Here is a 24,277-nt window from a genome sequence, read left to right as displayed (position 1 = left end):
CAACGTAATCGAGCTGAACGTAAGCGAGCTCGGCGGAGCTACCGGTGTACTGAGCTACACGGTAACTGCCGGTGACTTCACCGCTACGAAGAAGATGGTAGTTGTGCGCTAAGCATAAACTGATCATTACTATCCTGAACGGATAGATGAACGGCCCCATCGGAGTAATCCGGTGGGGCTGTTCTTTATTGGTTAACCTTCGATAGCCTTGCGGAAGAGCAGGGGAACAGTGAAATTTTCATTCACCCGGTTTTAGAAATGTTGCTTCTTTTCGCGGATGAAGGAATCATCACCTGAATTGGTTGAAGGCTACCCGAAGAATGACCGATAATTAGTGTTTCCTCCCCTAGATTGCCCAGGTATTTAGCGGAGTTAGCGACCGTAATCCTAAATCCTTCCGTACCTTCACCAAAGAGAGTTTTGAACATACCAAGTCATAGTCTATGAATTTCCGATACCTTGCCTTACTGCTGATCATCAGCGGAATGCTTGCCTGTGAAGCCGACCCAAAGGGCAATGGCGAACAGATGGCCGATACCCCTCGGGTCGAATTCAAACAAACGGATAATACGGCAAGGATTGCCATCAGGGCAGAACCTCCCGGGCTGAATCCGGTACTGTCTACGCAATCCGTTGCGCGATACGTCCACGAGAATATCTTCCAGACCATCAACGATCAGGATCCGGAGACGTATGAGCAGGTGCCATTATTGGCCTCTTTGGCGGACATTGGTAAGGAAGAAAATGGTCAGGTGTCCTACGCCTACGAAATTGACGCGGATGCAACCTGGCCCAACGGACTTCCGGTTACGGCTCAGGATGTCATCTTCAGCTTGAAGATTGTCCTGAATCCACTGGTCGCCTCTGGAGCGTATCGTCCCTACTACGCAATGGTATCCTCCGTAGTAACCAGTCCTAATAACGAGAAGCGATTTAAGATCATGACCAAACGGCCCTACATGTTGGCCGAACAAGCAATTGGAAGTTTGGTGATCTATCCGGAGTATGCTTACGATCCGGACCAGCTGCTTCGTTCGATTGCCCTAACGGATTTTACGAACGAGAACCGGGTGGCCGCTCTGGCGGAAAACAGCGAAGCATTGAAAACCTTTTCCGAGCAATTTAATGACCCCGAGATCGGTCACAGCCCGGATAAAATTGTGGGTAGTGGCCCCTATCAACTGGTGAGTTGGGAAGAGGGCGTGAGCTTACGGCTGGAGCGCCGGGATAACTACTGGGCAAACGACCGGGATGAAAGCTGGCTAGCGGCGGAACCCGATGCCCTGGTTTTTTCGATCATCAGTGACGCGAGCACCATCGGTAATGCACTGCGGGATGAACTGGTTGATGTGGTGGTGGACATGGGGATTGATCAGTTTAAGGAGTTCCGAACGGAGGAATACTTGCAGGAACGGTACGACTTCTCTACGGTCAACAGCTTCAAGTACTTTGGTTTATTGATGAACCAAAACAACCCCCTGCTTAAGGAAGTGAAAACACGAAGAGCACTGGCCCACCTGGTGGACGTTGACGCCATGATTGAGCAATTGTTTGATGGGGGGCTGGCCAGAAGGGTCGTGGGACCCGTACTGCCCGGTAAATCCTACTACAATGATGCACTGGAGCCGATTCCATATAATCCGGAACGGGCGGCAACATTGCTGTCTGAAGCCGGGTGGGAAGACGCCGACGGTGACGGAATCCTAGATATGGAAATTGATGGAGAGCGACAGCCTCTGAGCTTTCAGTTTCTGGTGTTTCCCTCCGCAACGAGTGAGGCCATCGGTACCCTAGTGTCCGAATGGGCCGCTGAGGTAGGAGTAGACATTGAAGTGGTGGTTCAGGATTTTCGCGCTCTTTACGGCGAGTTGAACAAAGGAAACTTTGCGATGGCCATTTTGGGACAGGGTTTTGATCCCAGCCCCGATGAGTTCACGCAAGTCTGGGCATCAACCTCCGTTCCTCCCAACGGCACAAATCGCGGGGGCTTTTCCAGCGCAGAAGCGGATCAACTGATCAAGAAAATTGCGATTACCATCGATCCCGAGCAGCGGGATCCCCTCTACCGTCGTTTTCAGGAAATAGTCTACGAAAATCAACCCATGATTTTTCTGGTCTCTCCGGTTGACCGGGTAGTAGTCTCACGCAGATTTGAGTTTGAGCCCAATTCGATCTCTCCCAACGTTTACTTTAATGACCTCAAGCAAGCCGACTGGAACAAAAAATAATGGGCGTTTGAGGAAGTTCAGATAGCATTTTCCCTATGAAGAATTTATTGTTGTTTTTTTGTCTGCTACCCCTCATGGCGTTAGCCCAGGAAGAAGCGGCCACCCCCGCAGCCGTAGACACGACGATTTACGATTTTGCGGATGAAGCCCCCCGCTTTCCCACCCCTTGTGAAACGCTGGATACTACCGCCGCCGTTAAGGCGGAATGTGCGCAGATTGGCTTGTTGGACTACGTGAATTCCCGCGCGCTTTATCCCGCGGCGGCCCGAGAACAGGGGATTAGTGGAATGGTCGTAATTAGCTTTATCGTTGAAAAGAACGGGTTGATTAACCGTCCGGAGATCGTCAGGGACCCGGGAGGAGACCTGGGGATAGCTGCCCTGCGCAGCGTGGTTGGGATGGCGCGAGAGGTACGCTGGCGCCCAGCCTTTAAGGATGGTAAGCCCGTACGCTATCGATTCAACCTCCCGATTCGGTTCCGGTTGGAGGAACCAAAGCCCTACGTGCTGACGCTTCGGGATACGGTATACGTCGAGTTTAGCAAGCCACTAACCTTTACCGGCAATGATGGAAACCTTACGGCGTACTTCAACGAAAATGTAGACTATCCAGCCGTCGGTGAGGACAGTTGCAGTACCGGGCAAATGGATGTTCAGATTCTGGTGCGACCCGATAATACCGTATCAGTGCAGGACATCATTGATTATAATGATCTCGGCACGGATTTCATTTTTGCGGCCACCAAGGCGGCGACACAGTCGTTTGGCCAGTGGAGCCCGGCGGAATACAACGGCAGACCGGTAACCGCTGCCTACGATATCAGCTTTACGTTCGCCCCGGAGTCCGCAGCCTGCCGGGAAACTCTGGACAACTACACCAAAGCCGTTCAGATGATCGCCGAAGGTCAGCTGCTGACGCAGGATTCTACCACCCTGGATGCTGGCCTGCTGAAAATGGATGAAGCCGTAGCCTTATTCCCGATGGATGGCCGCTTCCGCATTTTGCGTGGACAGGCCCGGCTGGATAATAATCGGTTGATGGGAGCCTGCGAAGACCTTTCCCTGGCCAAGGAAATTGCCCTCATCAACTGGTACGACGGTATCCTTCCACTCATCTGCCGGGAAACGGAGTAAGGAAAACCCCTCCTTTTGTGATTGGGATAAAGTAATATTGTTTCCCTGCTTTCCGTCTAAGGGAAGAGGGCGGACCAATGGTTTCACTAAGGCCGGTGCCCGGGTAAAAGCGTAGCTGCGGATTTAAACACTTCCGCCATAAATGCTATTTTGCCCGTATGCAGAAGATCATACTATTTCTAATTACCGCATTTGCGGCCGCGGCCTTATCCGCGCAAGTGAATACCCCACCCGCGGCGGACGCAAGATTATACGATATTGCGAACGCCCCCAGCGCTGACCGACTGGAAAATGATATCCGGACCCTGGTGGAGTTCGGTACCCGACATACCCTGAGCGACACGGTCAGTACGACCCGGGGAATTGGTGCGGCTCGTCGATGGATTTTTGATGAGTTTAATCGCATCAGCGAAGCCTGTGGCGGCTGTCTCGAAGTCTTTTACCAACGAACCCTGATCCCCGAGGGAGAAAGTCGCCGAATCCCCGTAGCGACCTGGATCGTCAACGTCGTGGCCATCCAGCGAGGCACTGCTGACCCTAACCGTATCATTATGATGAGTGGGGACATTGATTCGAGAGTTTCGGACCCCGTTAACGGAACCGACGATAGCCCGGGAGCCAACGATAACGCCAGTGGCATGGCGGGAGTACTGGAAGCCGCTCGCGTACTCACCAAGTACAAATTTCCCGGATCCATTGCTTACGTTGGGCTTAGTGGAGAGGAGCAGGGACTGTTTGGCGGCCGAGGACTGGCTGCTCACGCAAAAGAGAAAGAGTGGGAACTCCTGGGTGTTCTGAATAATGATATGATCGGTAACATTACGGGCGTGGATGGCGTGACCGATAACCAATCTTTCCGAATTTTCAGTGAGCCCTACTATCCGGATGACGCAAACGATGAGCGCAAGAATATTTACCGACGCTTCTTCGGTGGTGAGGTCGATGGTCCCAGCCGACAACTGGCACGGTACGTCCACCGGCTCACGGAGCAATACACTACAAACCTGAACCCCATGATGGTGTACCGACTAGATCGCTTTGGCCGGGGCGGTCATCATCGCCCCTTTAATGACAATAATTTTCCGGGTATTCGAATTATGGAGACCCACGAAAACTATACCCAGCAGCACCAGGATCTCCGGGTTGAAGACGGTATCGAATACGGTGATCGCTTGAAGCACGTCAATTTCCCTTATGCCGCCAAGCTTACGGGGGTAAACGCCATTACGCTGGCCGGGTTAGCAGCGGCACCACCACCGCCTCCACTTGTGATGATTGGGGGGGCAGTTCGCCCCAGTACGGAGTTGAAGTGGGAAGCACCCGTAACCAGTACTCCCATTGCGGGCTACTACATTCACTGGAGATTGACCACGGAACCACAGTGGACCAATAAGCGATTTGTACCCGCTGATCAACTCCGGCATACCCTGAAGAATATCGTAGTCGATAATTATTTCTTTGGTGTCTCCTCGGTCGGCCTGGACGGAAACGAGAGCTACGTTGTGTTTCCTTCCACCCTCATTCCACGAGGCACCAAATAAGATTAGCAACGGGGAGTGATTCTTAAACAGGATCGTTCCTGGACTGTCGCAAAGTCAGACTAAAAAAAGTACCCGTCATCGAAAGCTCGATGACGGGTACACTAACTCACCTTAATCTTATTCTTACTTGCCTACCTGTCGGTACGCATCTTCGGTGGCTCCCGGGGGGATGATGTCGGCCGTAACGCCACGAAGTTGATTGTACAGTTGAATTCCTTCTTCCTTATTCATGTTTTGCAGACTCCGGAAGAATCGCGTGGTGAAACGCCACAGCACTTCTCGTTCCAGCTCCGATAAACCGTCAGCTTTATTCACGAGAGAAACAATGCCTTTCCGCTGTGCCGCGAAAACGTCAGCTACCGTTCGCATCAGCTCGTCTTCCTGAAAGTACCCCTGGTAGACTCGCTGGTAAATGCTCTGTTGACCAATTTCGGAAGTTGGACTGGCGTAGGGGGCACCAACCCAGCCACTGAAATCAAAGTCGTAGCCCACGGGGATGAGCAGACCATCAGGGCGCTCAACGATCTTGACGTTGCGCGCCAGGGGAAGGCTCCAGTCGCCGTTGCTGATCATGTATTGAAACAGGGCGTGAGTGGCTTCGGCTTCCTTGTGGAAGCGATCAGCGGGGAGGCCAAGGGCATTATCTAATTCCTTGCCACCGATTCGGGCAGCCATTTCATCCGTTTCCTCAATCAGGAACGAGATGACCGTGCGGTCCGGATGAGTCTTACTGATGTCTTTGTAGGTAATGTTCAGTAGCTGTACCCGGAAGCTAAACGGCGTCACCATACCGTAGGCTTTGTAAGCCAGGTATTCCTTGAGGATAAGGGCATCGGCACCCGGTGCATCATTACAGGGGGAAACGAGTTTGTACTTATCGTAGGTAAGCAGGCCCCTGGCCTTAAGGTCTTTCTTGTCGAAATCCAGTTTCAGGGGAGGGTAGTCGCAGCGGTTCCGGCGGAACTTGCCCCGGATTTCTACTTTGACGTCCCAGTGATGCTGGCGGCCATCGACGTCCACAAAGCGTACGGCACCCCGTTGGGGCTGGACCCGCTTGGTGAGAATGCTGTCCATGTTCACCTCCAGAACAAGGTCCATGGGCTCCATAGATTGCTCGAGGTACAGTTGATCAAAGATGGATTGGGCGTGGCCCGTAGAGGGCATTCCCAGCCAAATTGAAACCAGCAGAATGATGAAGTATTTTCGCATGGGATTTGGGGTTTTGGTCAGGTGCTAAATCTGGGGCAAATATCTACCCTTATAACGTGGAAAAACAAACAATGTTGAGACATTAGTTGCCGGAAGATTTAGAATTAATTTTGGATTTATCGGAAATTATGAGATTGTCGAAGTACTTAATTTTGTCGATTTATTTTTTACATTATTTAATGCTGCATAATTGACTTTTGGGTCTCCATGCTATTTCGTCGGGGCAATATGACCAAATCACCCGGTTTTTAGGCCTTCGGAAGGCCGCAGAAATTATTTACTAAAATTTAACATTGGGGGGTATAAACGGGGCTCCTTTGGGGTACGTTTGGCACCTGCACTCCGTGACTCATGCTGCTAGATGGGTAAACGAAAATGCGGTATCCGATCAGCGCTCCCCTCAGAAGGGAGGATGTAGGGTAGAGAAAGAATTATTGAATATTGTTAGCGTGACAACAAAATGTATAACTTAGCCCGGCCGGTTAAACCTAATCCAATTTTTTAGACTTATACTACGTGGCGACGCTGGTCAGCTCAATGGTGCGAAACCGGGAGTGCAAACTTTCCGGCATTGTCTTCACCAAAGACTATCTTAACGTCACGTCTGTTTTTGGAAGTTTTCTTCTTTTCCATTTCCCAGCCTTAACCAAATTAAATCAATTCCATGGTCACCACAGCTCCCACCATAAACCCCAACGAAGAACAACTCGCCATGATCCGGCAAAGCGCCCGGGATTTTGCCGAAAGCCGAATTCGTCCGAACGTTATGGAGTGGGACGAGAAGGAATACTTCCCGAAGGATCTATTCCACGAAATGGGAGCGTACGGCTTTATGGGAGTATTGGTGCCGCAGGCTTACGGTGGAACCGGACTTGGATACGCGGAATACATTACCATTATTGATGAGATCGCCCGGGTGTGTGGTTCGATTGGACTCAGCCTGGCGGCTCACAACTCTCTTTGCACCAACCACATTCTGATGTTTGGTTCCGAGGATCAGAAGAAAAAGTATCTGCCGAAGCTGGCCAGTGGCGAGCACCTGGGGGCCTGGGGGCTTACGGAGCCCAACACGGGAAGTGACGCCGGACGGATGCGCACGGTTGCCGAAAAGCAGCCAGACGGGAGTTATATCCTGAACGGCGCCAAGAACTTTATTACTCACGGGATCAGTGGAGAAGTTGCCGTTGTCATTGCCCGGACCGGGGAGTTACTGGATAGCCACGGGATGACTGCCTTCATCGTCGAACGTAGTGATGAAGGCTTCCGCGGCGGAAATAAGGAACGCAAACTCGGTATGCGGGCCAGTGAAACGGCCGAACTGATCTTTGAAAACTGCCACTTGCCGGCCGATCGGGTCCTGGGAGAAGTAGGCGAAGGCTTCATCCAGAGTATGAAAATCCTGGATGGTGGCCGCATCAGCATTGCGGCACTGAGCCTCGGCATCGCGAACGGAGCTTTCCGGGCGGCGCTCGACTACAGCAAGGAACGGGAGCAGTTTGGAAAGGCCATCAGTCGATTCCAGGCCATCTCCTTCAAGCTGGCCCAGATGGCCACGGAAATCCGCGCAGCGGAGTTGATGACCCGGGAAGCCGGACGGCTCAAGGACGCGAAGTTGCCGGTCACTGAGCAGTCCGCCATGGCCAAACTCTATGCCAGTGAAGTTGCCGTTCGCGTGGCGAATGAAGCCGTGCAAATTTTTGGAGGTTATGGCTTTACGAAAGACTATCCGGTAGAAAAGTATTACCGGGACTGCAAGCTGCTCACCATCGGTGAGGGAACTTCGGAGATTCAGAAGCTCGTCATTAGCCGCCAACTGTTGCGCGACTAATTGCCGCCTACCTTACCGGGCAGGAATAGGCAAGCGCCGTATCTTGTCCGCCCATGGTAAACTCCCCCATCATCGACTTTTTTCGGGTGGTCCGTCTCCCCAACCTCCTGGTGGTGGCCCTGACCCAGGTGTTGGTGTACTACCGGATTATCCTACCGGCACTTGCGGCAGAAAACGTGGCCAACGCCCTGAGCTACTGGAAATTTACCGAACTGTGCATCGTGACCCTGATGATTACCGCTTCTGGGTATTTGATCAATGACCTCCGGGACGTTCGGGTGGATGAGATCAACCGACCGGGGACCAATCCGGTAAGTCGCCTGGGAGCGTCTATGGTCATGTGGTTCTATGCGGTTAGCCTGCTGGGCGGTTTTCTGGTGAGCCTGCTGCTGGCCTTTCGGCTTGACCAGCGCGCGTTACTCTGGATTTTTCCGGTAGCCTTTATTGTCCTCACCCTCTACAGCAGCGTCCTGAAACGCATTCCCTTCCTGGGCAACTTCATCGTGGCAACCTACTGTGCCGCCGTACCGGGTATCCTGATTTTGGCGGAGCGGAATGCCCTGAACGAACTCCTGTTGAAGAACCCGGAATTAGGGGCCAACACCCTGAGAATTTCGGTTTTGTTTATGGTATTCGCCTTTGTGGCGACCCTGCTCCGGGAATTGGTAAAGGATCTGGAGGACATCCGGGGCGATCGGGAAATCGGACGAAGAACCCTGCCCGTCCTATTGGGCGTTAGTGCCAGCAGACGACTGGCCGTCGTCCTGGGCGTAATGGTGCTGATCGCTATCCTGAGTCCGGTTTTTCTCGGCTGGCCGGCCTTTATGCACCCTCCCATGATGGTTTGTATTGGCCTCCTGCTGTTGACCCTGGTCTGGATCATCGTACAAATTGCCCGGGCGAAGGCTAAGGTGGATTACCATCGACTCAGCACACATCTGAAGTTATTTCTTTTGGGAGGGCTGGGCTTACTAATCTTCTTCTAGAAATGGATTATTTCGTTCATCCCACTGCCGTAATTGACGACGGAGCCGTCGTTGGTACTGGTTCCCAGATATGGCATTTTTGCCACCTGATGCCCGACTGTGAAATCGGGGAGAATTGTAAGCTCGGGCAAAACGTTTTCGTCGCTTCGGGTGTCAAACTGGGAAAAGGATGCAAGGTGCAGAATAACGTTAGCCTGTACAGTGGCGTGATTTGTGAGGAGGAGGTTTTTCTCGGCCCTTCGGCAGTATTTACCAACGTCAAGAACCCCCGGGCCGCCGTTAACCGTCGCGGTGAATACCTGACCACCCACCTTGAACGGGGGGTAACCGTTGGGGCGAATGCCGTCATCGTATGTGGCGTCCGCCTGGGCGCGTATGCTTTCGTAGGGGCCGGAGCGGTGGTTACCCACGACCTGCTCCCTCACGCGCTGGTGGTGGGTAATCCGGGCCGACAGATTGGCTGGATGAGTGCGGCAGGAGGCCGGCTGGACTTTGATGCTCAGGGCCGGGCGGTATGTCCGGAGTCCGGCCAGGAATACCGACTCATTGACGGTAAGGTCTTCGCCAAATAATTATTGAACGGGCGTTACCGGATGGGTTTCCGCCAAACATATTTTCCTCGATGATAAAATTTGTCGTAATCGGATTGGGGCACATCGGACGTCGTCATGCCGCACTGATTGCCGCTCATCCCGGAGCCTCCCTGCTGGCTTATTGTGACCCGGTAAGTCCCCGCAAGGACCAGTGGCCCTTGGGTATCCCGGAGGAGGTAGCGCATTTCTCATCGCTGGAGGAGTTGCTTGACCACGGACCGGAATTTGACGTGGCCTGCATCTGCACGCCTAACGGGCTGCACGCCCCCCAGGCGGTTCGTCTGTTACGGGCCGGTGCTCACGTGGTGATTGAAAAGCCCCTCGCCCTAACGGAAGCAGACGGGCTAAGCATCATCCGGGCGGCCGAAGAAAGCAAAAGGAAAGTATTCGGGGTGATGCAAAATCGGTACAGCCCGGCCTCGGCCTGGCTGAAGGAGCAGCTGGAGTCAGAGTCACTCGGTGAAATACTTCAGGTACACATTAATTGCTTCTGGAATCGGGACCACCGCTACTATACGCTTCCACCCGATGGGCGCCCCCACCCATGGCACGGGCATCCCCAACTGGATGGGGGAGTCTTATTTACCCAATTTGCCCACTTTATTGACCTTTTGCTCTGGTGTTTCGGGGAAGTCACCGTGCTGAACGCACGATTCGTTAATCAGAACCACGAAGACCTGCACACCTTTGCCGATTCGGGAACGGTTCTTTTTCAGCTGCGGGGCCGACCGGAAACCCTGGGCAGTCTCAATTTCAGTACGGCCATCTGGAACCGTAATTTTGAATCTACCCTGACCGTGATCGGCCGCAGGGGAACCATCAAGTTAGGGGGGCAGTACATGAACGAAGTGCGGTACTGTGAGGTGGAGGAAGTGCCCCTTCCTGATCTCCCCCGAAGCCAGCCCGCCAATAACTATGGCCCCTACACGGGCTCAGCGGCCAACCATCATTTCGTCATCGATAACGTGGTTAATGTCCTGACCGGAGCGGGTAGGGTAGCGACGACTGCCCAAGAGGGCGTGGCCGTAGTGCGCCTGATTGAGGACATCTACCGGGCCGGGCAGCTGTAATTTTAGGTGATGCAGGGAACTTCCTGAAATGTGGTGAGGCGCAAGCGTGAAGCGAAGCGGAATACTCGGCTCAGCCGGTGCAGGTGCAAGGCAGGGCTCTCCAAGGGCCATGCAATTCGGTTGAATCCTGAGAGCAGACTTAAATAGCTCTACCCTTAGTCTGGGCAAAAAAAATCCGGTGAAGCCAGGGGCTCCACCGGATGAGATGTTGCTGGTTGGATTGCTCCTGGGTTAGTTAACCACCAGACGGCGAACGGCGGTTTTTCGGCCTTCCGTAACCCGCAGGAAGTAGAGGCCCGCCGGAAGCTGATTCAGCTGGAAGTTCATTTGCTGGTCTCCCGCAGTGAGTCTGCCTCGGAAAAGTTGCTGGTGCTGACGGCCGGAAACGTCCAGCAGGTCAATGATCACCTCCGCAGACTGATCCAGGGAGAAGCTGGTGAGCACCTGCCCCCGGGTGGGGTTGGGGCTTACGCTAAACTTCAGTTGTGCTACGTTGCGGTCGTTGGTGGACACCAGGCGTCCGCCACCCCGGGCGATGGGCCGGGGAAGGTAGATGTGAAATTCACCGGGGGCGAGGTCTACTGCCACGTTAGGGTCGCTGACCATAATGGTTTCTCCACTGAAGTAGTCATACCATTCACCGGCACTGGGCCACACTCCACCGGTACGCTGCTCCACTACGCCGAAGTTACCCACGATGGCTACTTCCCCGTCACTGCTGTTGAGGTGCAAAATCTTGTCTACCGTCGCGAGGCGTTGTTTGGTTACTTCCCCGTGGAAGAACTCAAAGTTGTTGCGCAGGTAGAGAATGTCCGAAATAGTGTGGTAAACATCCTGCCGGTCGCCGTCAAAGCGGTAATCCCACCGGATTGGCTTGGGGTCCGTCCGACAACCATTGTTGATGCCTCCACCCGGACACTGATTGATGCTGAAGTCGTATCCGAGTTCCCCAAACTGCCACAGCATCTTTGGCCCCGGTACGGTATAAAAGAAGGCACTGGCCAGTTCGATCCGGTCCAGTCCGGTTTCTTCATTGGTGACGTTATAGCTGAAGTTAGGACTCATGTTACCAAACTGCTCGTTTTTGAACTGCATCCGTTCTTCGTCGTGGCTTTCCATGTAGGCCACTAAGTTGAGGTCCGAGAACCCGCGGTTCTCTGAAATTACTTCCCGGAAGTTGCTGGGGTAGCCCATGGACCCTTCGAGATACTCGTTGTGGGGGTTGAAGCCGGACCAGAAGTACATACTGTTGCCGTACTGCGCTAACTCGTCCTCTTCCTGGCTAACGCCGAGATGCTCCATGATCATGTAGGCATCATCATCGACGGACCAAACGTGATCGGCGTAGTCTTTCAGAATGGCAATCCGGCTGGCGTCGTACTGGTTCCAGGCGCCTACGTCACCGGAAAAGTTCTGGGTGAAGCCCTTACTGAGGTCCCAGCGGAAACCATCAATACGGAATTCTTCCAACCAGTACTGGGTGGAAACCTTTACGTATTCCTTGGTGAGGTCACTTTCGTGGTTGAAGTCATACCCGACGTTAAATGGGTGCCTGGCGGTGACGTTCAGGTAGGGGTTGTCGGCGGTGGGGCGGAAAGTTGCCTCATCCCACCACAGGCGAGCCAGCGGACTCTGACCGAAAGCGTGGTTGTAGACCACATCAATGATGACGGCCATTCCCCGTGCGTGGCAGGCATCTACGAAGGCTTTGAAGTCTTCGGGGCTTCCGTAATACTTATCGAGGGCCATGTGGAAACTGGGGTTGTAGCCCCAGCTTATGTTGCCCTCAAATTCATTGACGGGCATCAATTCGATGGCGTTTACTCCGAGTTTTTCAAGATAGTCCAGGGTATCCGTCAGGGTTTTGAAGCTGTGGTCGGCGAGGAAGTCACGCACGAGCAATTCGTAAACGACCATCCGCTTGGGGTCCGGCCGGTCGTAATCATCAACCTGCCAGTCATAGGCCGGAGGGTCGATACGGAACCAGGTCACCAATCCTTCCGTCTGACCGGTAGGGTAGTCCGGAATACCCGCAAAGGTTTCCTCTCCGATGAAGGGGTCATTATTGGGGTCCAGGACCAGGGTGCTGTAGGGGTCGGCCTGGAGAATGCTGCCGTCTACGAGGTACTGATAAATCAGATCATCACCCTCCGGAAGGTCAGCAATGGTAAGCCAGAAGGTGTTCCCATCTACTGATTTTTTCATGCGACTATCCGCGTTGGGCGTCCAGTCATTGAAGTTGCCGACGACGAAAACGTCCTCTTTCCCGGGCGCCCGAAGTTGAAGGGTGACACTACCGTCCTCGCTTTTGGTTGCTCCCGGCAGCAATCCCGCGGGAGGATTCTCTACGGCCGGGTCTCCAACGACGATGGTGAACTGCCCCCGGGCAGTTTCGGTCTGGTAGGTGGCCACAATTTCAATGGTGCTCGCGCCGGACATCGCATCGGCGGTGATCATCTCACTAATGCTGGAGGCCATAACGGGATCCGCGCCGTTAAGGCTGATCATGGATTCGATGTAGGTAGTAGCCTCCACGCTGATCTGGTCATTTGCCTCGGCAAAGATGATGTTGGCATCCGGGGACGTAATGTCCAGCACCAGTTCCGCATCAATGGTGAACGTTTCGGAGACTACCTGCTGTCCGAGGGTCGCCACCGCACGGATTTCGTGCGGCCCCGGGTCAGTGAACACGAGGTCCTGGGCAAGTTCAGTTCCGGTGGTTGACGCTACCAGGGCATCGTTGTCAAAAATTTCCAGCGTAGCGGATTCCGTGGCACCCAGCACCAGCGGTAAAGGACGACCGAGCGGCCAGGTAGACTGACCGGGGTCTCCCGCCAGGGTGATGGCGAGCTCACTCCCTGCTTCACTGACGTCAACGAAGATATCGGCTCCTCCGGCAGCTTTACCCTCCAGGGAACCATCTCCGTTCCGGAATACCAGGGAAATCTGTTCAATAACCTCGGCTGCGGGCACTCCGTAGTATTCGCGGATGCTTGGACCAAAGGTGTAGGTGTACTTGTTGGGTTCACCGTCAACGGGCGTCATCCGCCAGTCGGCGTTGGCGACTCCCCAGTCGGTTTGTACGTATTGCCAGTCGCTCGGACTGGTGCTGTTTTCCGTAATGACCCCCGTATGGAGATAAACGTCGCAGTTGCAGTTTGCCAGTCCTCCGGTTCCTTCGGTTGCGTCAAAGGTGATGGTGACGGCCTGGTTGGTTACCGGAGCCGCTGGGCTGGTGGTAATTAACTGGGCGGAAAGGTGTGAGGTAAAGGGCAGGATGCTCAGAAAAAGTAGTAATCGACTCATACTCAATTTAAAATGGATAGTTTAGGTGGCATGGCATGCCAGTTTTCATACTCTGAAAGTACGAAAAAGAAAAGCACTTCCGGGCGTATACCCAGAAGTGCTTAAGTTTTTGTCAGGTTTTAACCTAAATGCAAGGAATTATGCATCGCGGTCATCGTAGCGAGCATCGTCGCTACGGGTGATCCTGGGGCGGCGAGCGGGACCGTAATCGTAGCCCCGACGGCGTCCTTCGAAATCGTCATTGTCCTGGCTGGAACCACGATCGTAACGACCGCGATCGTAACGGCTGCTGGTATCGTCGGAGTCTTGGTCGAATCCGCCACCGCGTCCGCCGCGATCGTAGCTGCCGCCGCCGCCACGGTCATAACGACTGCCGCGATCGTAGCCACCGCCACTGCCACCACGGTCATAGCCGCCGCCACCGCGTCCACCGCGATCGTAGCCACCGCCACCGCGTCCGCCGTAACCGCCGCCACCGCCTCCGCGGAAGCCGCCGCCGCCACCACCGCCACCCTGGCGGTCGTTTTCTTTAACGACGATGTTTCGGCCATCTAATTCTGATTGATCGAGGCCAGCAATTGCTGCTTTGGCCTCTTCCTCGTTTGGCATTTCCACAAAACCAAAGCCACGAGAACGACCGGTTTCACGGTCGAGGATGATTTTAACTGATTCTACTTCTCCGAACTTTTCGAAAGTCTCTTGGAGTGTGTGTTCGTCAGTATCCCAGCTAAGCCGGGCCACAAATAAATTCATAACGAAAAAGGAAGATGAAAAAAAGGATGAAGTTGTAAGGCGAGGGGATTGATACAGGCAAAGCCGGGTATAGAGAAAATAAAAGTCTATAAAATGCAGAAGCCTACTCCAAAACCGCTCAAAACAAGCATTATTGTAACAATTTAGCGCCCAGTTGTTTGCTGGTCGCAGACAAAAATAGCTGCAAATACCATGCAACATAACGTTTTCTTGGGTTTTCTGCCCTTTTTTCTGCTTCTATTTGCCGGATGTAATGAGAATGAAGCCCCTAAATCGTCCCCTACGGAGCCCGCATTCCTGGCAGAATTACGCGCCGATTTGGTTTCGGACCGCCGAACGGACCGCTTTGAGGTTTCCTGGATTTCGGGAGAAGCGGGCGTTCCGGACACCATTAATGGATATACCACGCTACCCGGTGCAGTAGCAAGAATGAAGCGTGAATGGGAGAACAATGTTGGCGGTGAGGTTCCGGTGGTTCACGTTCGGACCCTGCCGGATTCTGCAGTCGGGGAACTCCGTTTTGGATTGGTTAGGGTCTCGGTAGCGAATCTTCGGTCAAAACCCGGGCATTCTCAGGAGCTGGCTACCCAGGCCCTGCTTGGATCCCCCCTGCAGTTACTGGATTTCCGGGATGGTTGGTACCTGGTCAGAACTCCAGACCGCTATCTGGCCTGGTTGGAGGAGGGGGCGTTGACCCGGTTGGACAGCACCCAACTTATGGCCTGGTATGGAGATGACCTTTATTATTCCATCACCCCAGCCACCTTTGTGTATTCCGCTCCAGGGAGTGGTAACATCGTCACTGATTTGGTGGCGGGTAATCTTGTCCAGACTACGGGGATGGCGCAATCCGGATGGATCGGGGTGAAACTTCCCGACGGAAAAACGGGATGGGTTGAACGTGGAATCCTCAAACCCTACGAAACGTGGGCAAATCCCGATGACCTGAGCATAGAGCAGTTGCTCACAACGGCCAGTAGCCTGGCCGGACGCCCCTACCTTTGGGGAGGGACCAGCAGTAAAGGAATGGACTGTAGTGGGTTTACCAAAATGACTTACTTCATGAACGGGTACGTAATCCCGCGCGACGCCAGTCAGCAAGTCCACGCCGGAACACCAGTGTCGTTAGACAACAATTTTTCATCCCTCCGGGCGGGAGACCTCCTGTTTTTTGGTAATTATCGGGCGGACGGTAGTGAGCGGATTTCCCACGTTGGCTGCTATCTGGGAGCGGGCCGCTTCGTGCACTCCGGGGCTGACAACGGAAGGATCACGATCAATTCCCTCCTGCCGGAGGACGAACTGTTTGCTGCTCACCGTCTGGAATCGTTGATGCGGGCAAAACGACTGTCACCCGGAACGTCGGGGGTGCAGTCAATCGAAGAGGCCTTTAAGGCGCTCATTTCAGAATGATCAGACCAGGTCTTCGTCGCGGTAGGGCCGGGGATTTAACTCGGGAAGTTCAAGTTTTTCTCGCTTCTCGTAGTCGTCCAAATCCTTAAGCGGGAGCCCCCGGTCAGACTCAGTAGGATGGACGTCCTCCGGGTCCTTCAGCGGACCATAAAGGCTCAGGCCCTGCATGGCAACGCCAATGCCCCAACCGAGGATTGGCCAGATGGCCCAAAAGCTGCCTGGGCTGGAAAACAGATTGAGCACTATGAAAAATACGGACATGACCAGGTAGGTCCGCAGGTGTCGGCGAAAGTCAGTTTTCTTTTCGGCAAGGGTCTTTTCGTCGTATTTTTTCTTGTTACTACGGCTCATGAACTAAAGATAAGTGTATTCAAATAATCACCAAACGACCGTCGGGCACCTAATTATTTTTCAGGTTGATCTATCAGGACAACGTCCCCGGAAAGCAATCGTTCGCCTATGTTCTCACCACGGCAGATTCATTTTAAACTCCTGCAGCTCATTTCCGTGTCTGACCACTTTCTCCAGCATCCCTTCAAGTTCTGCCTCACCGGTCATGGGGTTCGTCAGCGTACACCGCAGATACACCTGATTATGTAAGGTCGTTTGTACAATATAATATTGGCTTTCGGCCAGCATTCTGGCCCGGATCATGGAATTTAGGTGATTGAGCGCTTCCTGGCTGGTGTTAGCTCCCGCAGGCCTGTGCCGGAAGCAAACGATGTTTAAGTCCGGAGGGGTGGCCAACTCCAGATTAGGCTTTTCCCGGATGAGTTCGGCTAACTTTTGGCCAAGTTCATTGACCCGGATGACGTAATCGCGGAAGAGGCGCTCTCCGTAGGTACTGAGTAAAATGAATACCCGAAGGCTGATCATACTTTTGGTACATTCAAAGGTGCGTCGCCCCATATTGTACCAGTCTTCCGAGCCGGTTTCGAAGGAGAGTAAATAGTCGGCCCGTTGGTGGAACGTCCGGTAAGCCTCCTGGTTCTGGCGAAAGAAAAGGGCGGTGGTCAGGCCAGGGGTCATGAGCATTTTATGGAAATCCATGGCGATGCTGTCGGCCTCCTTCATCCCCGTGACCAAATTTTCCTTACTGGGGTCCAGCCCCGCCGGGGCTCCGTGGGCTCCGTCAATGTGGTACCAAAGGCTAAACTCTTTGGCGATGACCGCCAGGGTGGCGAGATCATCGAAGCTGCCGGTACTGGTGGTGCCCGCGCTACCGATGAGGGCAATGGGGGTTTTGCCCGCGGCAATGGCCGTCCGGATGGCGGGGACTATCTCGTCAGTTCGAATGCGAAACGCATCATCACAGGGAATACTGATGATGCCTTCATCCCCCCAACCCATGATGCGTACCGCCCGATCAATGCAGTAATGGGCCTGTTCGTTTACCAGCACGCAGGGGCGGACGTTGCTGTTGCCATTTTTCCAGGGATCGCCGTCCGGCCATCGGGCCGCCCGTGCGGCAAGGAGTGCGGTCAGGTTGGCCAGCGTCCCGCCGTGAGTGAGAAAGCCCCCCGCAGACTCGGGCAAACCCAGTAGCTCGCTAAATTTTTCGACGACGAGCCTTTCCATTACCGCTCCCGGTGCCCCCATTTCAAAAATTGCGGTACTGCCATTGAGGATGCCGTTGACCAGGTCCGCCAGGGCTGCGGCAGGCACGGGTGGGTTTACCTGATGCCCGAGGTAGTTGGGGGAGTGAACGTGGACACAATTGTCGATGACCCGCCGAAATACCGTCTTGGGAGGAGTGCCGCCAGAGAGGAATCCACGGAATTCTTCCAGTAAATCCTCCGGGGCCGGAACTACGTTGGCGGGAGTGGTATCCACACCGTCCAGATAGTCTGCAAGTTGATCGACCAACGCGTGCCCCATCTCCCGGAAGGTTTGGGGAGCATAGGCGCGTTGAAGATCTGGACTGAGATCATCCATCATTGAGGAACTTTATTGATTGCTGAATTTCCTTCGAGGAAGAAGCAAAAAAGAAGCGTTAGTTCGCTGCTGCGGGAGCTCATCGTTCAGCCGATGGCTGAACGTTTGCGCACCCAAATCCAGGAACTAACGCTCTAAAGCAAGGGACCCAAGAATCTTAAATCCCCATTTCTTTTCTGGCGGCATCCAGAATCGACCGTACCTCGGCGGCATCGGCTCCCTGGGCGTAGACGCGGAGGACGGGTTCGGTACCACTTGGCCGGACCATTACCCACCGGTCTTCGCTCCCCAGGTAGAATTTGCTCCCGTCCACGTGGGCCACCTCGGATACCTCGTAGGCGCCAAATGCCGTAAACGGATCTTCCTTCGCCTGCTTGACGATGGCCCATTTTCGATCATTTTCGACGTGGACATCATCCCGGTCATTATGGAAGGAACCCACCTTTTCGTAAAGGTCGGCGATCAGCGCTTTCAGGCTTTTGCCGGTTTTGGCCATGTATTCGGCAATCATGAGTCCAATCCAGATGCCGTCCCTTTCGGGAATGTGACCGGAAACGGCCAGACCACCGGATTCCTCTCCACCGACGATGACGTCGCGCTCCGCCATAATCTCCGCAATGTACTTGAAGCCAATCTTGGTAACTTCAAAGGGTAGGCCGTACATCTTGGCGAGCTTCTTCAGTTTATCGGTCACGGAGAAGGTAAGGATCACTTCACCTTGCTTGATGTTTTTATACTCGTACTGGTACATTAACAGGAGCAGGAGGATGTGGTGGCTGTCCACAAACTCACCGTCTTCGTCAAAAAGGCCAATGCGATCCGCATCGCCGTCATTAGCAATGCCCAGGGCCAGGCGGTCATCCTGCTTAATCGTATCCGATAGCTCCTGCAGGTTACGACCGATTGGCTCCGGAGCCTGACCGTTGAAACCGGGGTTGATCTCGCAGTGCAGATGGGTGGCATTCGGGAGCAGGCGCTGCATGGCGCTCTGTCCGGCGCCGTACATGGCATCGTAGGCGATGCCGATGCCACTGGAGCGAATCAGTTCAACGTCGAAATTGGCGTAAACGTGATCCAGGTAGATTTGCTCAAAGTCATGCTCTTCCACCAGACCCTGCTCCACCAGGGAGGCATAAGTGGGTAAATCCTGGGGGACCTCATCGGGAATGAGTTCTTCCACGGCACTGACGTCCGCGGGAACCGATGGCCCACCAAGTTTCGATTTGAGTTTGTAGCCATTGTAGCTGGGCGGATTGTGGCTGGCCGTAATGACCACGCCCAGGTCCGCGCCGGCTTTGACTACCCCCAAGCTGACCATCGGGGTAGAGATGAAATCGGGAGCAACCAGGGAAGTAATACCGTGCTTACCCAGTACTCTTGCCGTCGTTTCCGTGAACAGCTTACCGGCGAACCGGCAGTCGTACCCAATGACGACCCGACTGCCTCCCTGGGATTTTAGCCACTGTGCGGTGCCTTCGGCAACGCGCTTTACGTTATCTACGGTGTACTCCTGTGCAATAATGGCACGCCATCCATCGGTGCCGAACTTGATCTTTACTGGTTGCATATTCTTGTGGGTAGAGAATTTCCGCGCCTCCATACGGAAGCGGAGAGGCTAAATTAATTCGCAAAGCGTAGCCGAGGGTAAATTAATCTTCATTTCCACCAACTTAGTCTATACAATGGGCTTCAACATCCGAAAAATGGGCCCTTTGGGAGGGGAAAGGCCATAAATGCTGGATTACGGTTTACCTTTGTTATGTGGAATTTTTTACTGCACTATTGATCGGACTTGCCGCCGCTGCCGGAGGAACACTGTTTCCGGGGATGCTGAACATGACCGCGGTATCAACGAGCCTTAAGGCCGGAATCAAAGCGGGTTACCTGTTTGCCGGTGGTTTGGCGGCCACCTTTATGTTGCAGGCCGGAGTGTCCATTTTCTTTGCCAAATACCTCTCCCAGAACCCCGGGATCATTGAGGGCATGAAGCAGTGGGCGATTGTAATTTTCCTGGGCCTGGCGGTTTTCTTCCTCGTGCAGGGCTTCCGGGCACGGGCGGCCAGAAAAGCTGAGGTGGAAAAACCCTATAAGGGTGGGCCGTTCATCAACGGAATGATCCTGGCGGCCATGAACTTCCTCACGGTGCCCTACTTCTTCGCACTGGGCGGTTGGCTGATCGCCGATGGTTACCTGGCCGTAACGGCCGGGAGCAAGGCCGCCTTCACCCTCGGTGCCGGCTCCGGTAGCCTGATCATCTTCGGCAGTTACGCCCGGATGTCGGACTGGATCAGCCGGAATGCGGCCTACTTTACCCGCAACATCAACTTCTTTCTGGGCGGGCTTTTTGTCCTGCTCGCCTGCCTTCAGGGCATGAGAATGATGATGCCCAACGGCTACTGATTATCCCCGCTTCTGGCTTTGGCCCACCAGTCGAACCTCCCGCTCTAGCTGAACCCCATACTTTTCCTGGATAATACTTTGCACCTTTTCGGTGAACGCCAGCACCTGCGCTCCGTTCGCCCCACCATGGTTTACCATCACCAGGGCCTGTCCGGAGTACGTGCCTACCGCCCCCTCCCGGTGACCGCGCAACCCCGCATGATCAATGAGCCAGCCCGCGGGAAGCTTGACGTTCGCCTCGTCGATGGGGTAGGCGGGCAGGTCGGGGTATTCCCGCAGGAGATTTTCATGAACGGCCCTTGGGACCACCGGATTCTTGAAAAAACTTCCACTGTTGCCGAGGAAAAACCAGTCGGGTAGTTTTCGCCGCCGAATATTGGTGACGGCCAGGGCAACGTCGCCGGGACCGGGAGACGAAATCTGTAAACGTTCCAGCTCCTGCCGAATGGCCCCGTAATCGAGCTTGAGGGGGCGGGATGCCGACAAGTCGAAATCTACCGCGGTGATCAAAAAACGCCCTTCCTCCCGCTTAAAGCGGCTGTCCCGGTAGCCAAAGGCACAGTCCTCCGGGCTGAGCTGCCGGGGGCCGTGGCCGTATTCGTAAACGTGCACGGCGGTAATGAATTCGGCGACTTCCGCCCCGTAGGCCCCGATATTCTGAACCGGCGCGGCACCCACCGTGCCCGGAATCAGGACCAGGTTTTCCAGCCCGCCAAAGCCCGCTTCCAGGGTGTGGCGGACGAATTGATTCCAGTCGACCCCGGCACCAACGCGGAATTTACCCTTCCCGTCGGCCTGAAGGATACTGCCCAAAAGAACGTGAACCGTGAGGCCCGGAACCCGATCCAGCAACAGGAGGTTACTTCCTCCGCCAAGCACCAGATCCGGAGCAGTCTTAAACACCGGGGCCCGTAACTGATCGACGTGCGTCAGGGGCAGGTAGGACTCCGCGATGGCCGGTAGACCAAAAGTGTTGAAGCGATCTAGCGCGACCTCATGCTGGATCATTCCGGAAGACTTTCGAATTGGAGCCGGGCCAGGGCAGAGTAGGCACCTTCTGGTCGGGCGCTGAGCTCCTGATGGGTGCCCGTTTCAATGATTTTGCCGTTTTCGATCACGTAGATGCGATCAACTTCCCGGATGGTCGCCAGTCGGTGGGCGATGATGATGCTCGTACGCCCTTCCATCAGGCGGTTCAGGGCGTCCTGCACGACGCGTTCACTTTCGGCGTCGAGGCTACTGGTGGCTTCGTCCAGTAAGAGGATGGATGGATTTTTGAGGATGGCCCGGGCAATGGCGATGCGCTGTCGCTGGCCACCACTGAGCTGAATGCCCCGGTCGCCGACGATGGTGGCGAAGCCCTCGGGGAATTTTTCGATGAAGTCCAGGGCGTTCGCCTGCCGGGCGGCTTCGCGAATTTCCGCATCGGTGGCCTCGAGCTTCCCGTAGGCGATATTTTCCCGAATGCTTCCCCCGAAGAGCAGCACTTCCTGGGGGACCAGGGCCAGTTCGTCGCGGAAGTCGTACAGGTCGTAATCGTTGATGTCTTTCCCGTCCACGGAGATTTTCCCGGACTCCAGGGGGTAAAACCGTAGGAGGAGTTTCAGGATGGTGGATTTTCCGCTGCCACTGGCACCCACCAGCGCCACTTTTTGTCCGGCCTGAATCGAGAAGTCGATGCCCTTCAGGACGGGTACGTCCGGTCGGGTGGGGTAGACAAAGTGCACGTTGTCATAATGGATACTCCGGGCGCTGGTCAGTTGTGGGCGAGGGGCCGCAGGTGCCGGGCGGGAGCCTGCGGGTGCAGACTTCCGGGATTCTTCCTCTTCGCTGGTCAGGATGTCCACGACGCGGTCCGAGGCCCCGAGGGCGGAGAGAATTTCCGTGTAAAAGTTACCCAGGCTGGCAATGGATCCGCCGATGAGCCCGGTAAAGATCACGAAGCTGAACAGATCACCGATGGGAAGGTCGCCACTCTGCACCAGGAGGACGGCCCGATAAATGATGTAGAACAGTGCTCCGAACATTACCGTAACGATGAAGGCGGCAAAAAGTCCCCGGGCCGTGGCGGTCTTGAGGGCAATCCGGACGGTCTCGTCGATGCTCTTCCCGTAGCGGTCCCGTTCGAAGGGTTCGTTCGTGTAGGCCTTGACGGTGCTGATGCTCTGCAGGCTTTCTTCGACGATGACGTTGGACTGGGCCAGTTGTTCCTGGCGGGCCTTGGTCATCCGGCGAACGTAGCGACCAAAAAACATGGCGGCAATCACCACTACCGGAAAGATGGCCAGGCTGACCAGGGCCAGCTTGAGCATCGTGAACATGATGTAGATGATCGCCCCCAGCAGGATGATGATTTGCCGCAGAAACTCCGCCAGCACCAGGGAAAAGAGTCCCTGAATCTGGGTGATGTCGTTGGTAATCCGACTGGACAGCTCCCCGACCCGATTACTTTCAAAAAAGGGAACATTGAGCTGCAAAATTTTGCCAAACAAATCCTTACGCAGCGTTCCCATCGCCTTTTCACTGACTTCCGCCTGAAGCCGCACCCGCAGAAAACTGAGGGGTGCCTGGGCGATGAGCAAAATGGTCAGTAAGAGGAAAACTTCAGAAGTGGTCAGGCCGTATTTGCCTTCACCGTTCAGGATGTTGAGGGCTTCGCCCGGCAACTGCATAATGACCAAAAAAACCAGGGTGCTGATGCCTAAGATGACGAAGCTGAGCACAAACTTCCAGCGGTAGTGCCATACGTAATCAAAAATTCTCAGCGACCGTGAGAATTTTTCTTTGACTGGACGGGATTCCGTCTCCGGGGGGGTATGATCAGTCTTTTCAGCCATATTGCAACGCAAAGGAAACGTTTAAGACAAGAAAATGTCTGCCTTAGCACAATTTTTGAAGTAACTTTGAAATTTTATCCATTGTCTGACATTCGTTTGACGCGATTAATCCCAAATAACCAACAGACTTCCACTATGCGGATGCGCTTACTCCCACTCTCTCTCGTCATGTTTTGCTGTTTCGTCGCGACATCGGCCAACGCCCAGTACCTTGAATTGGGCGTGAAGGGCGGCGTTGCCGTATACAGCGGTGACCTTTCTCCCGCTGAATTCGGCCTGTTCGTTGAAGACATGAATTTCGCGGGTGGTGCCTACCTACGTTACCGGCCTACGGATCGCTTCGGGGTGCGCGTCAACGGTAATTTTGGTCGCATCAGTGCCGAGCGGGAAACCACCCTGTTGAATGAAAATAATGAGTTGGTTCCCGTTAGCCGGAATTTCCGGTCCAGAATTACGGAGTTCAACCTGGTCGCGGAATACGACCTGTTCTACATCGGCGACCGCAGCTACAACCATCTGGCGGCCTACATCTACGGTGGTGTTGGGGTGCTGAGTTATAACCCGGAAGGTGAACTGGACGGCACGTTCTATGAGCTTCAGCCACTCCGGACGGAAGGTCAGGGACTGGACCCTACCCGTTACGCCGCGGCTCCCTATGAGCTTACCCGGGTAATCGGCATTCTCGGTGGTGGCATCCGGTACCGCTTCGGGGAAAGAATCGTACTTGGTCTGGAGGGCGGAATCCGCTACACGGGCACGGACTATCTGGATGACATCGGGGATACCGAGGTGCGCTACCTGGACATCCTGGAACTTTCTCCCGAAGGGAGTCTGGCCGCCCGGTTTTCCAATCCCGCCGTTCAGAACGTAGCGAGTGTAGAAGACCTTACCTACCGCCGCGGAGGAGAATTCAATGACTACTACTTCGTCGGAGGATTAACCCTGGGAATCATCATCGGAGAAGGGGGTACCGGCCGCGGTCGCAGCGGTTGTTACAACTTCTGATCGTCCCGCAAGGAATTAACCGTAAACCGCAGCGCCGGTC

At 54.5% G+C, this 24,277-nt stretch carries 18 protein-coding genes; 10 read left to right on the top strand and 8 right to left on the bottom strand.

All coding sequences use genetic code 11. From position 1 onward, the window contains the following. Positions 1-443: 443 nt before the first annotated feature. The 3 genes from E1J53_RS18580 to E1J53_RS18570 all read left to right on the top strand — a co-directional run bounded on the left by E1J53_RS18580 (position 444) and on the right by E1J53_RS18570 (position 4,902). Positions 444-2,228, top strand: coding sequence for an ABC transporter substrate-binding protein (locus tag E1J53_RS18580; RefSeq protein WP_134270726.1), 1,785 nt, complete (start codon positions 444-446; stop codon positions 2,226-2,228). Between the two features lie 35 nt (positions 2,229-2,263). Further along, positions 2,264-3,361 carry a TonB family protein gene (locus E1J53_RS18575; protein ID WP_134270725.1) on the top strand — a complete coding sequence of 366 codons (1,098 nt, stop codon included), beginning with the start codon at positions 2,264-2,266 and terminating at the stop codon, positions 3,359-3,361. A 158-nt stretch (positions 3,362-3,519) separates the two neighbouring features. Further along, the gene (locus E1J53_RS18570; RefSeq protein WP_134270724.1) at positions 3,520-4,902 is read left to right on the top strand and encodes a M28 family peptidase; all 1,383 of its coding nucleotides are present in this window, start codon (positions 3,520-3,522) and stop codon (positions 4,900-4,902) included. Between the two features lie 123 nt (positions 4,903-5,025). Here E1J53_RS18570 and E1J53_RS18565 read toward each other — a convergent pair whose 3' ends face one another. Next, positions 5,026-6,111, bottom strand: coding sequence for a hypothetical protein (locus E1J53_RS18565; RefSeq protein WP_134270723.1), 1,086 nt, complete (start codon positions 6,109-6,111; stop codon positions 5,026-5,028). Positions 6,112-6,775: 664 nt separating this feature from the next. Here E1J53_RS18565 and E1J53_RS18560 point away from each other — a divergent pair. Genes E1J53_RS18560 through E1J53_RS18545 form a run of 4 tightly spaced genes read left to right on the top strand, consistent with a single transcriptional unit; the run spans position 6,776 to position 10,588 of the window. Then, a complete protein-coding gene (locus tag E1J53_RS18560; protein ID WP_134270722.1) occupies positions 6,776-7,939 on the top strand; it encodes an acyl-CoA dehydrogenase family protein in 1,164 nt (387 codons plus the stop codon). A 53-nt stretch (positions 7,940-7,992) separates the two neighbouring features. After that, positions 7,993-8,925 (top strand): UbiA family prenyltransferase, encoded by a 933-nt coding sequence (locus tag E1J53_RS18555; protein ID WP_134270721.1) that lies wholly within the window; start codon positions 7,993-7,995, stop codon positions 8,923-8,925. Between the two features lie 2 nt (positions 8,926-8,927). Then, positions 8,928-9,497, top strand: a complete 570-nt coding sequence (locus tag E1J53_RS18550; RefSeq protein WP_134270720.1) for an acyltransferase — start codon at positions 8,928-8,930, stop codon at positions 9,495-9,497. Positions 9,498-9,547: 50 nt separating this feature from the next. Next, positions 9,548-10,588 (top strand): Gfo/Idh/MocA family protein, encoded by a 1,041-nt coding sequence (locus E1J53_RS18545; RefSeq protein ID WP_154640237.1) that lies wholly within the window; start codon positions 9,548-9,550, stop codon positions 10,586-10,588. Positions 10,589-10,819: 231 nt separating this feature from the next. On the opposite strand, the gene E1J53_RS18540 is transcribed toward E1J53_RS18545, so the two are convergent. Both E1J53_RS18540 and E1J53_RS24480 read right to left on the bottom strand, forming a co-directional pair. Continuing rightward, positions 10,820-13,894: an alpha-amylase family glycosyl hydrolase gene (locus tag E1J53_RS18540; RefSeq protein ID WP_134270718.1), complete on the bottom strand. Its 3,075-nt coding sequence runs from the start codon at positions 13,892-13,894 to the stop codon at positions 10,820-10,822. A 138-nt stretch (positions 13,895-14,032) separates the two neighbouring features. After that, positions 14,033-14,647 (bottom strand): RNA-binding protein, encoded by a 615-nt coding sequence (locus E1J53_RS24480; protein ID WP_154640236.1) that lies wholly within the window; start codon positions 14,645-14,647, stop codon positions 14,033-14,035. Positions 14,648-14,839: 192 nt separating this feature from the next. On the opposite strand from E1J53_RS24480, the gene E1J53_RS18530 reads away from it, so the two are divergent. Beyond that, complete coding sequence (locus tag E1J53_RS18530) at positions 14,840-16,060, top strand: NlpC/P60 family protein (RefSeq protein ID WP_134270716.1); 1,221 nt, start codon at positions 14,840-14,842, stop codon at positions 16,058-16,060. On the opposite strand, the gene E1J53_RS18525 is transcribed toward E1J53_RS18530, so the two are convergent. The 3 genes from E1J53_RS18525 to E1J53_RS18515 form a co-directional block, all read right to left on the bottom strand. Further along, positions 16,061-16,411, bottom strand: a complete 351-nt coding sequence (locus tag E1J53_RS18525) for a 2TM domain-containing protein (protein ID WP_134270715.1) — start codon at positions 16,409-16,411, stop codon at positions 16,061-16,063. Positions 16,412-16,525: 114 nt separating this feature from the next. Further along, positions 16,526-17,998 carry a pyridoxal-dependent decarboxylase gene (locus E1J53_RS18520; protein WP_134270714.1) on the bottom strand — a complete coding sequence of 491 codons (1,473 nt, stop codon included), beginning with the start codon at positions 17,996-17,998 and terminating at the stop codon, positions 16,526-16,528. 154 nt (positions 17,999-18,152) lie between these two features. Further along, positions 18,153-19,562 (bottom strand): phosphoglucomutase/phosphomannomutase family protein, encoded by a 1,410-nt coding sequence (locus E1J53_RS18515; RefSeq protein WP_134270713.1) that lies wholly within the window; start codon positions 19,560-19,562, stop codon positions 18,153-18,155. Between the two features lie 194 nt (positions 19,563-19,756). Here E1J53_RS18515 and E1J53_RS18510 point away from each other — a divergent pair, with 194 nt between their 5' ends. Beyond that, positions 19,757-20,395, top strand: a complete 639-nt coding sequence (locus tag E1J53_RS18510) for a LysE family transporter (protein WP_134270712.1) — start codon at positions 19,757-19,759, stop codon at positions 20,393-20,395. Here the strand turns inward: E1J53_RS18510 and murB are convergent, their stop codons facing one another. Together murB and E1J53_RS18500 are read right to left on the bottom strand one after the other, a co-directional pair. Next, positions 20,396-21,403 carry a UDP-N-acetylmuramate dehydrogenase gene (gene murB, locus E1J53_RS18505; RefSeq protein WP_134270711.1) on the bottom strand — a complete coding sequence of 336 codons (1,008 nt, stop codon included), beginning with the start codon at positions 21,401-21,403 and terminating at the stop codon, positions 20,396-20,398. It abuts the gene before it with no gap. After that, complete coding sequence (locus E1J53_RS18500) at positions 21,400-23,232, bottom strand: ABC transporter ATP-binding protein (RefSeq protein ID WP_134270710.1); 1,833 nt, start codon at positions 23,230-23,232, stop codon at positions 21,400-21,402. Before E1J53_RS18500 ends, murB begins: the two co-directional genes overlap by 4 nt. Positions 23,233-23,373: 141 nt before the next feature. On the opposite strand from E1J53_RS18500, the gene E1J53_RS18495 reads away from it, so the two are divergent. Continuing rightward, a complete protein-coding gene (locus E1J53_RS18495; protein WP_134270709.1) occupies positions 23,374-24,237 on the top strand; it encodes a DUF6089 family protein in 864 nt (287 codons plus the stop codon). Positions 24,238-24,277: the final 40 nt, after the last annotated feature.

The sequence above is a fragment of the Lewinella sp. W8 genome, assembly GCF_004375085.3.
Taxonomy (GTDB): domain Bacteria; phylum Bacteroidota; class Bacteroidia; order Chitinophagales; family Saprospiraceae; genus Neolewinella.
Note: the sequence above shows the minus strand (reverse complement) of the source record. Positions and strands in the feature narration are given on the sequence as shown.

Coding starts and splice junctions, on each gene's coding strand:
- murB (WP_134270711.1), bottom strand. CDS start 21,403: ATGATCCAGCATGAGGTCGCGCTAGATCGCTTCAACACTTTTGGTCTA.
- E1J53_RS18545 (WP_154640237.1), top strand. CDS start 9,548: ATGATAAAATTTGTCGTAATCGGATTGGGGCACATCGGACGTCGTCAT.
- E1J53_RS18580 (WP_134270726.1), top strand. CDS start 444: ATGAATTTCCGATACCTTGCCTTACTGCTGATCATCAGCGGAATGCTT.
- E1J53_RS18560 (WP_134270722.1), top strand. CDS start 6,776: ATGGTCACCACAGCTCCCACCATAAACCCCAACGAAGAACAACTCGCC.
- E1J53_RS18500 (WP_134270710.1), bottom strand. CDS start 23,232: ATGGCTGAAAAGACTGATCATACCCCCCCGGAGACGGAATCCCGTCCA.
- E1J53_RS24480 (WP_154640236.1), bottom strand. CDS start 14,647: ATGAATTTATTTGTGGCCCGGCTTAGCTGGGATACTGACGAACACACA.
- E1J53_RS18525 (WP_134270715.1), bottom strand. CDS start 16,411: ATGAGCCGTAGTAACAAGAAAAAATACGACGAAAAGACCCTTGCCGAA.
- E1J53_RS18540 (WP_134270718.1), bottom strand. CDS start 13,894: ATGAGTCGATTACTACTTTTTCTGAGCATCCTGCCCTTTACCTCACAC.
- E1J53_RS18530 (WP_134270716.1), top strand. CDS start 14,840: ATGCAACATAACGTTTTCTTGGGTTTTCTGCCCTTTTTTCTGCTTCTA.
- E1J53_RS18570 (WP_134270724.1), top strand. CDS start 3,520: ATGCAGAAGATCATACTATTTCTAATTACCGCATTTGCGGCCGCGGCC.
- E1J53_RS18520 (WP_134270714.1), bottom strand. CDS start 17,998: ATGATGGATGATCTCAGTCCAGATCTTCAACGCGCCTATGCTCCCCAA.
- E1J53_RS18515 (WP_134270713.1), bottom strand. CDS start 19,562: ATGCAACCAGTAAAGATCAAGTTCGGCACCGATGGATGGCGTGCCATT.
- E1J53_RS18565 (WP_134270723.1), bottom strand. CDS start 6,111: ATGCGAAAATACTTCATCATTCTGCTGGTTTCAATTTGGCTGGGAATG.
- E1J53_RS18555 (WP_134270721.1), top strand. CDS start 7,993: ATGGTAAACTCCCCCATCATCGACTTTTTTCGGGTGGTCCGTCTCCCC.
- E1J53_RS18575 (WP_134270725.1), top strand. CDS start 2,264: ATGAAGAATTTATTGTTGTTTTTTTGTCTGCTACCCCTCATGGCGTTA.
- E1J53_RS18495 (WP_134270709.1), top strand. CDS start 23,374: ATGCGCTTACTCCCACTCTCTCTCGTCATGTTTTGCTGTTTCGTCGCG.
- E1J53_RS18550 (WP_134270720.1), top strand. CDS start 8,928: ATGGATTATTTCGTTCATCCCACTGCCGTAATTGACGACGGAGCCGTC.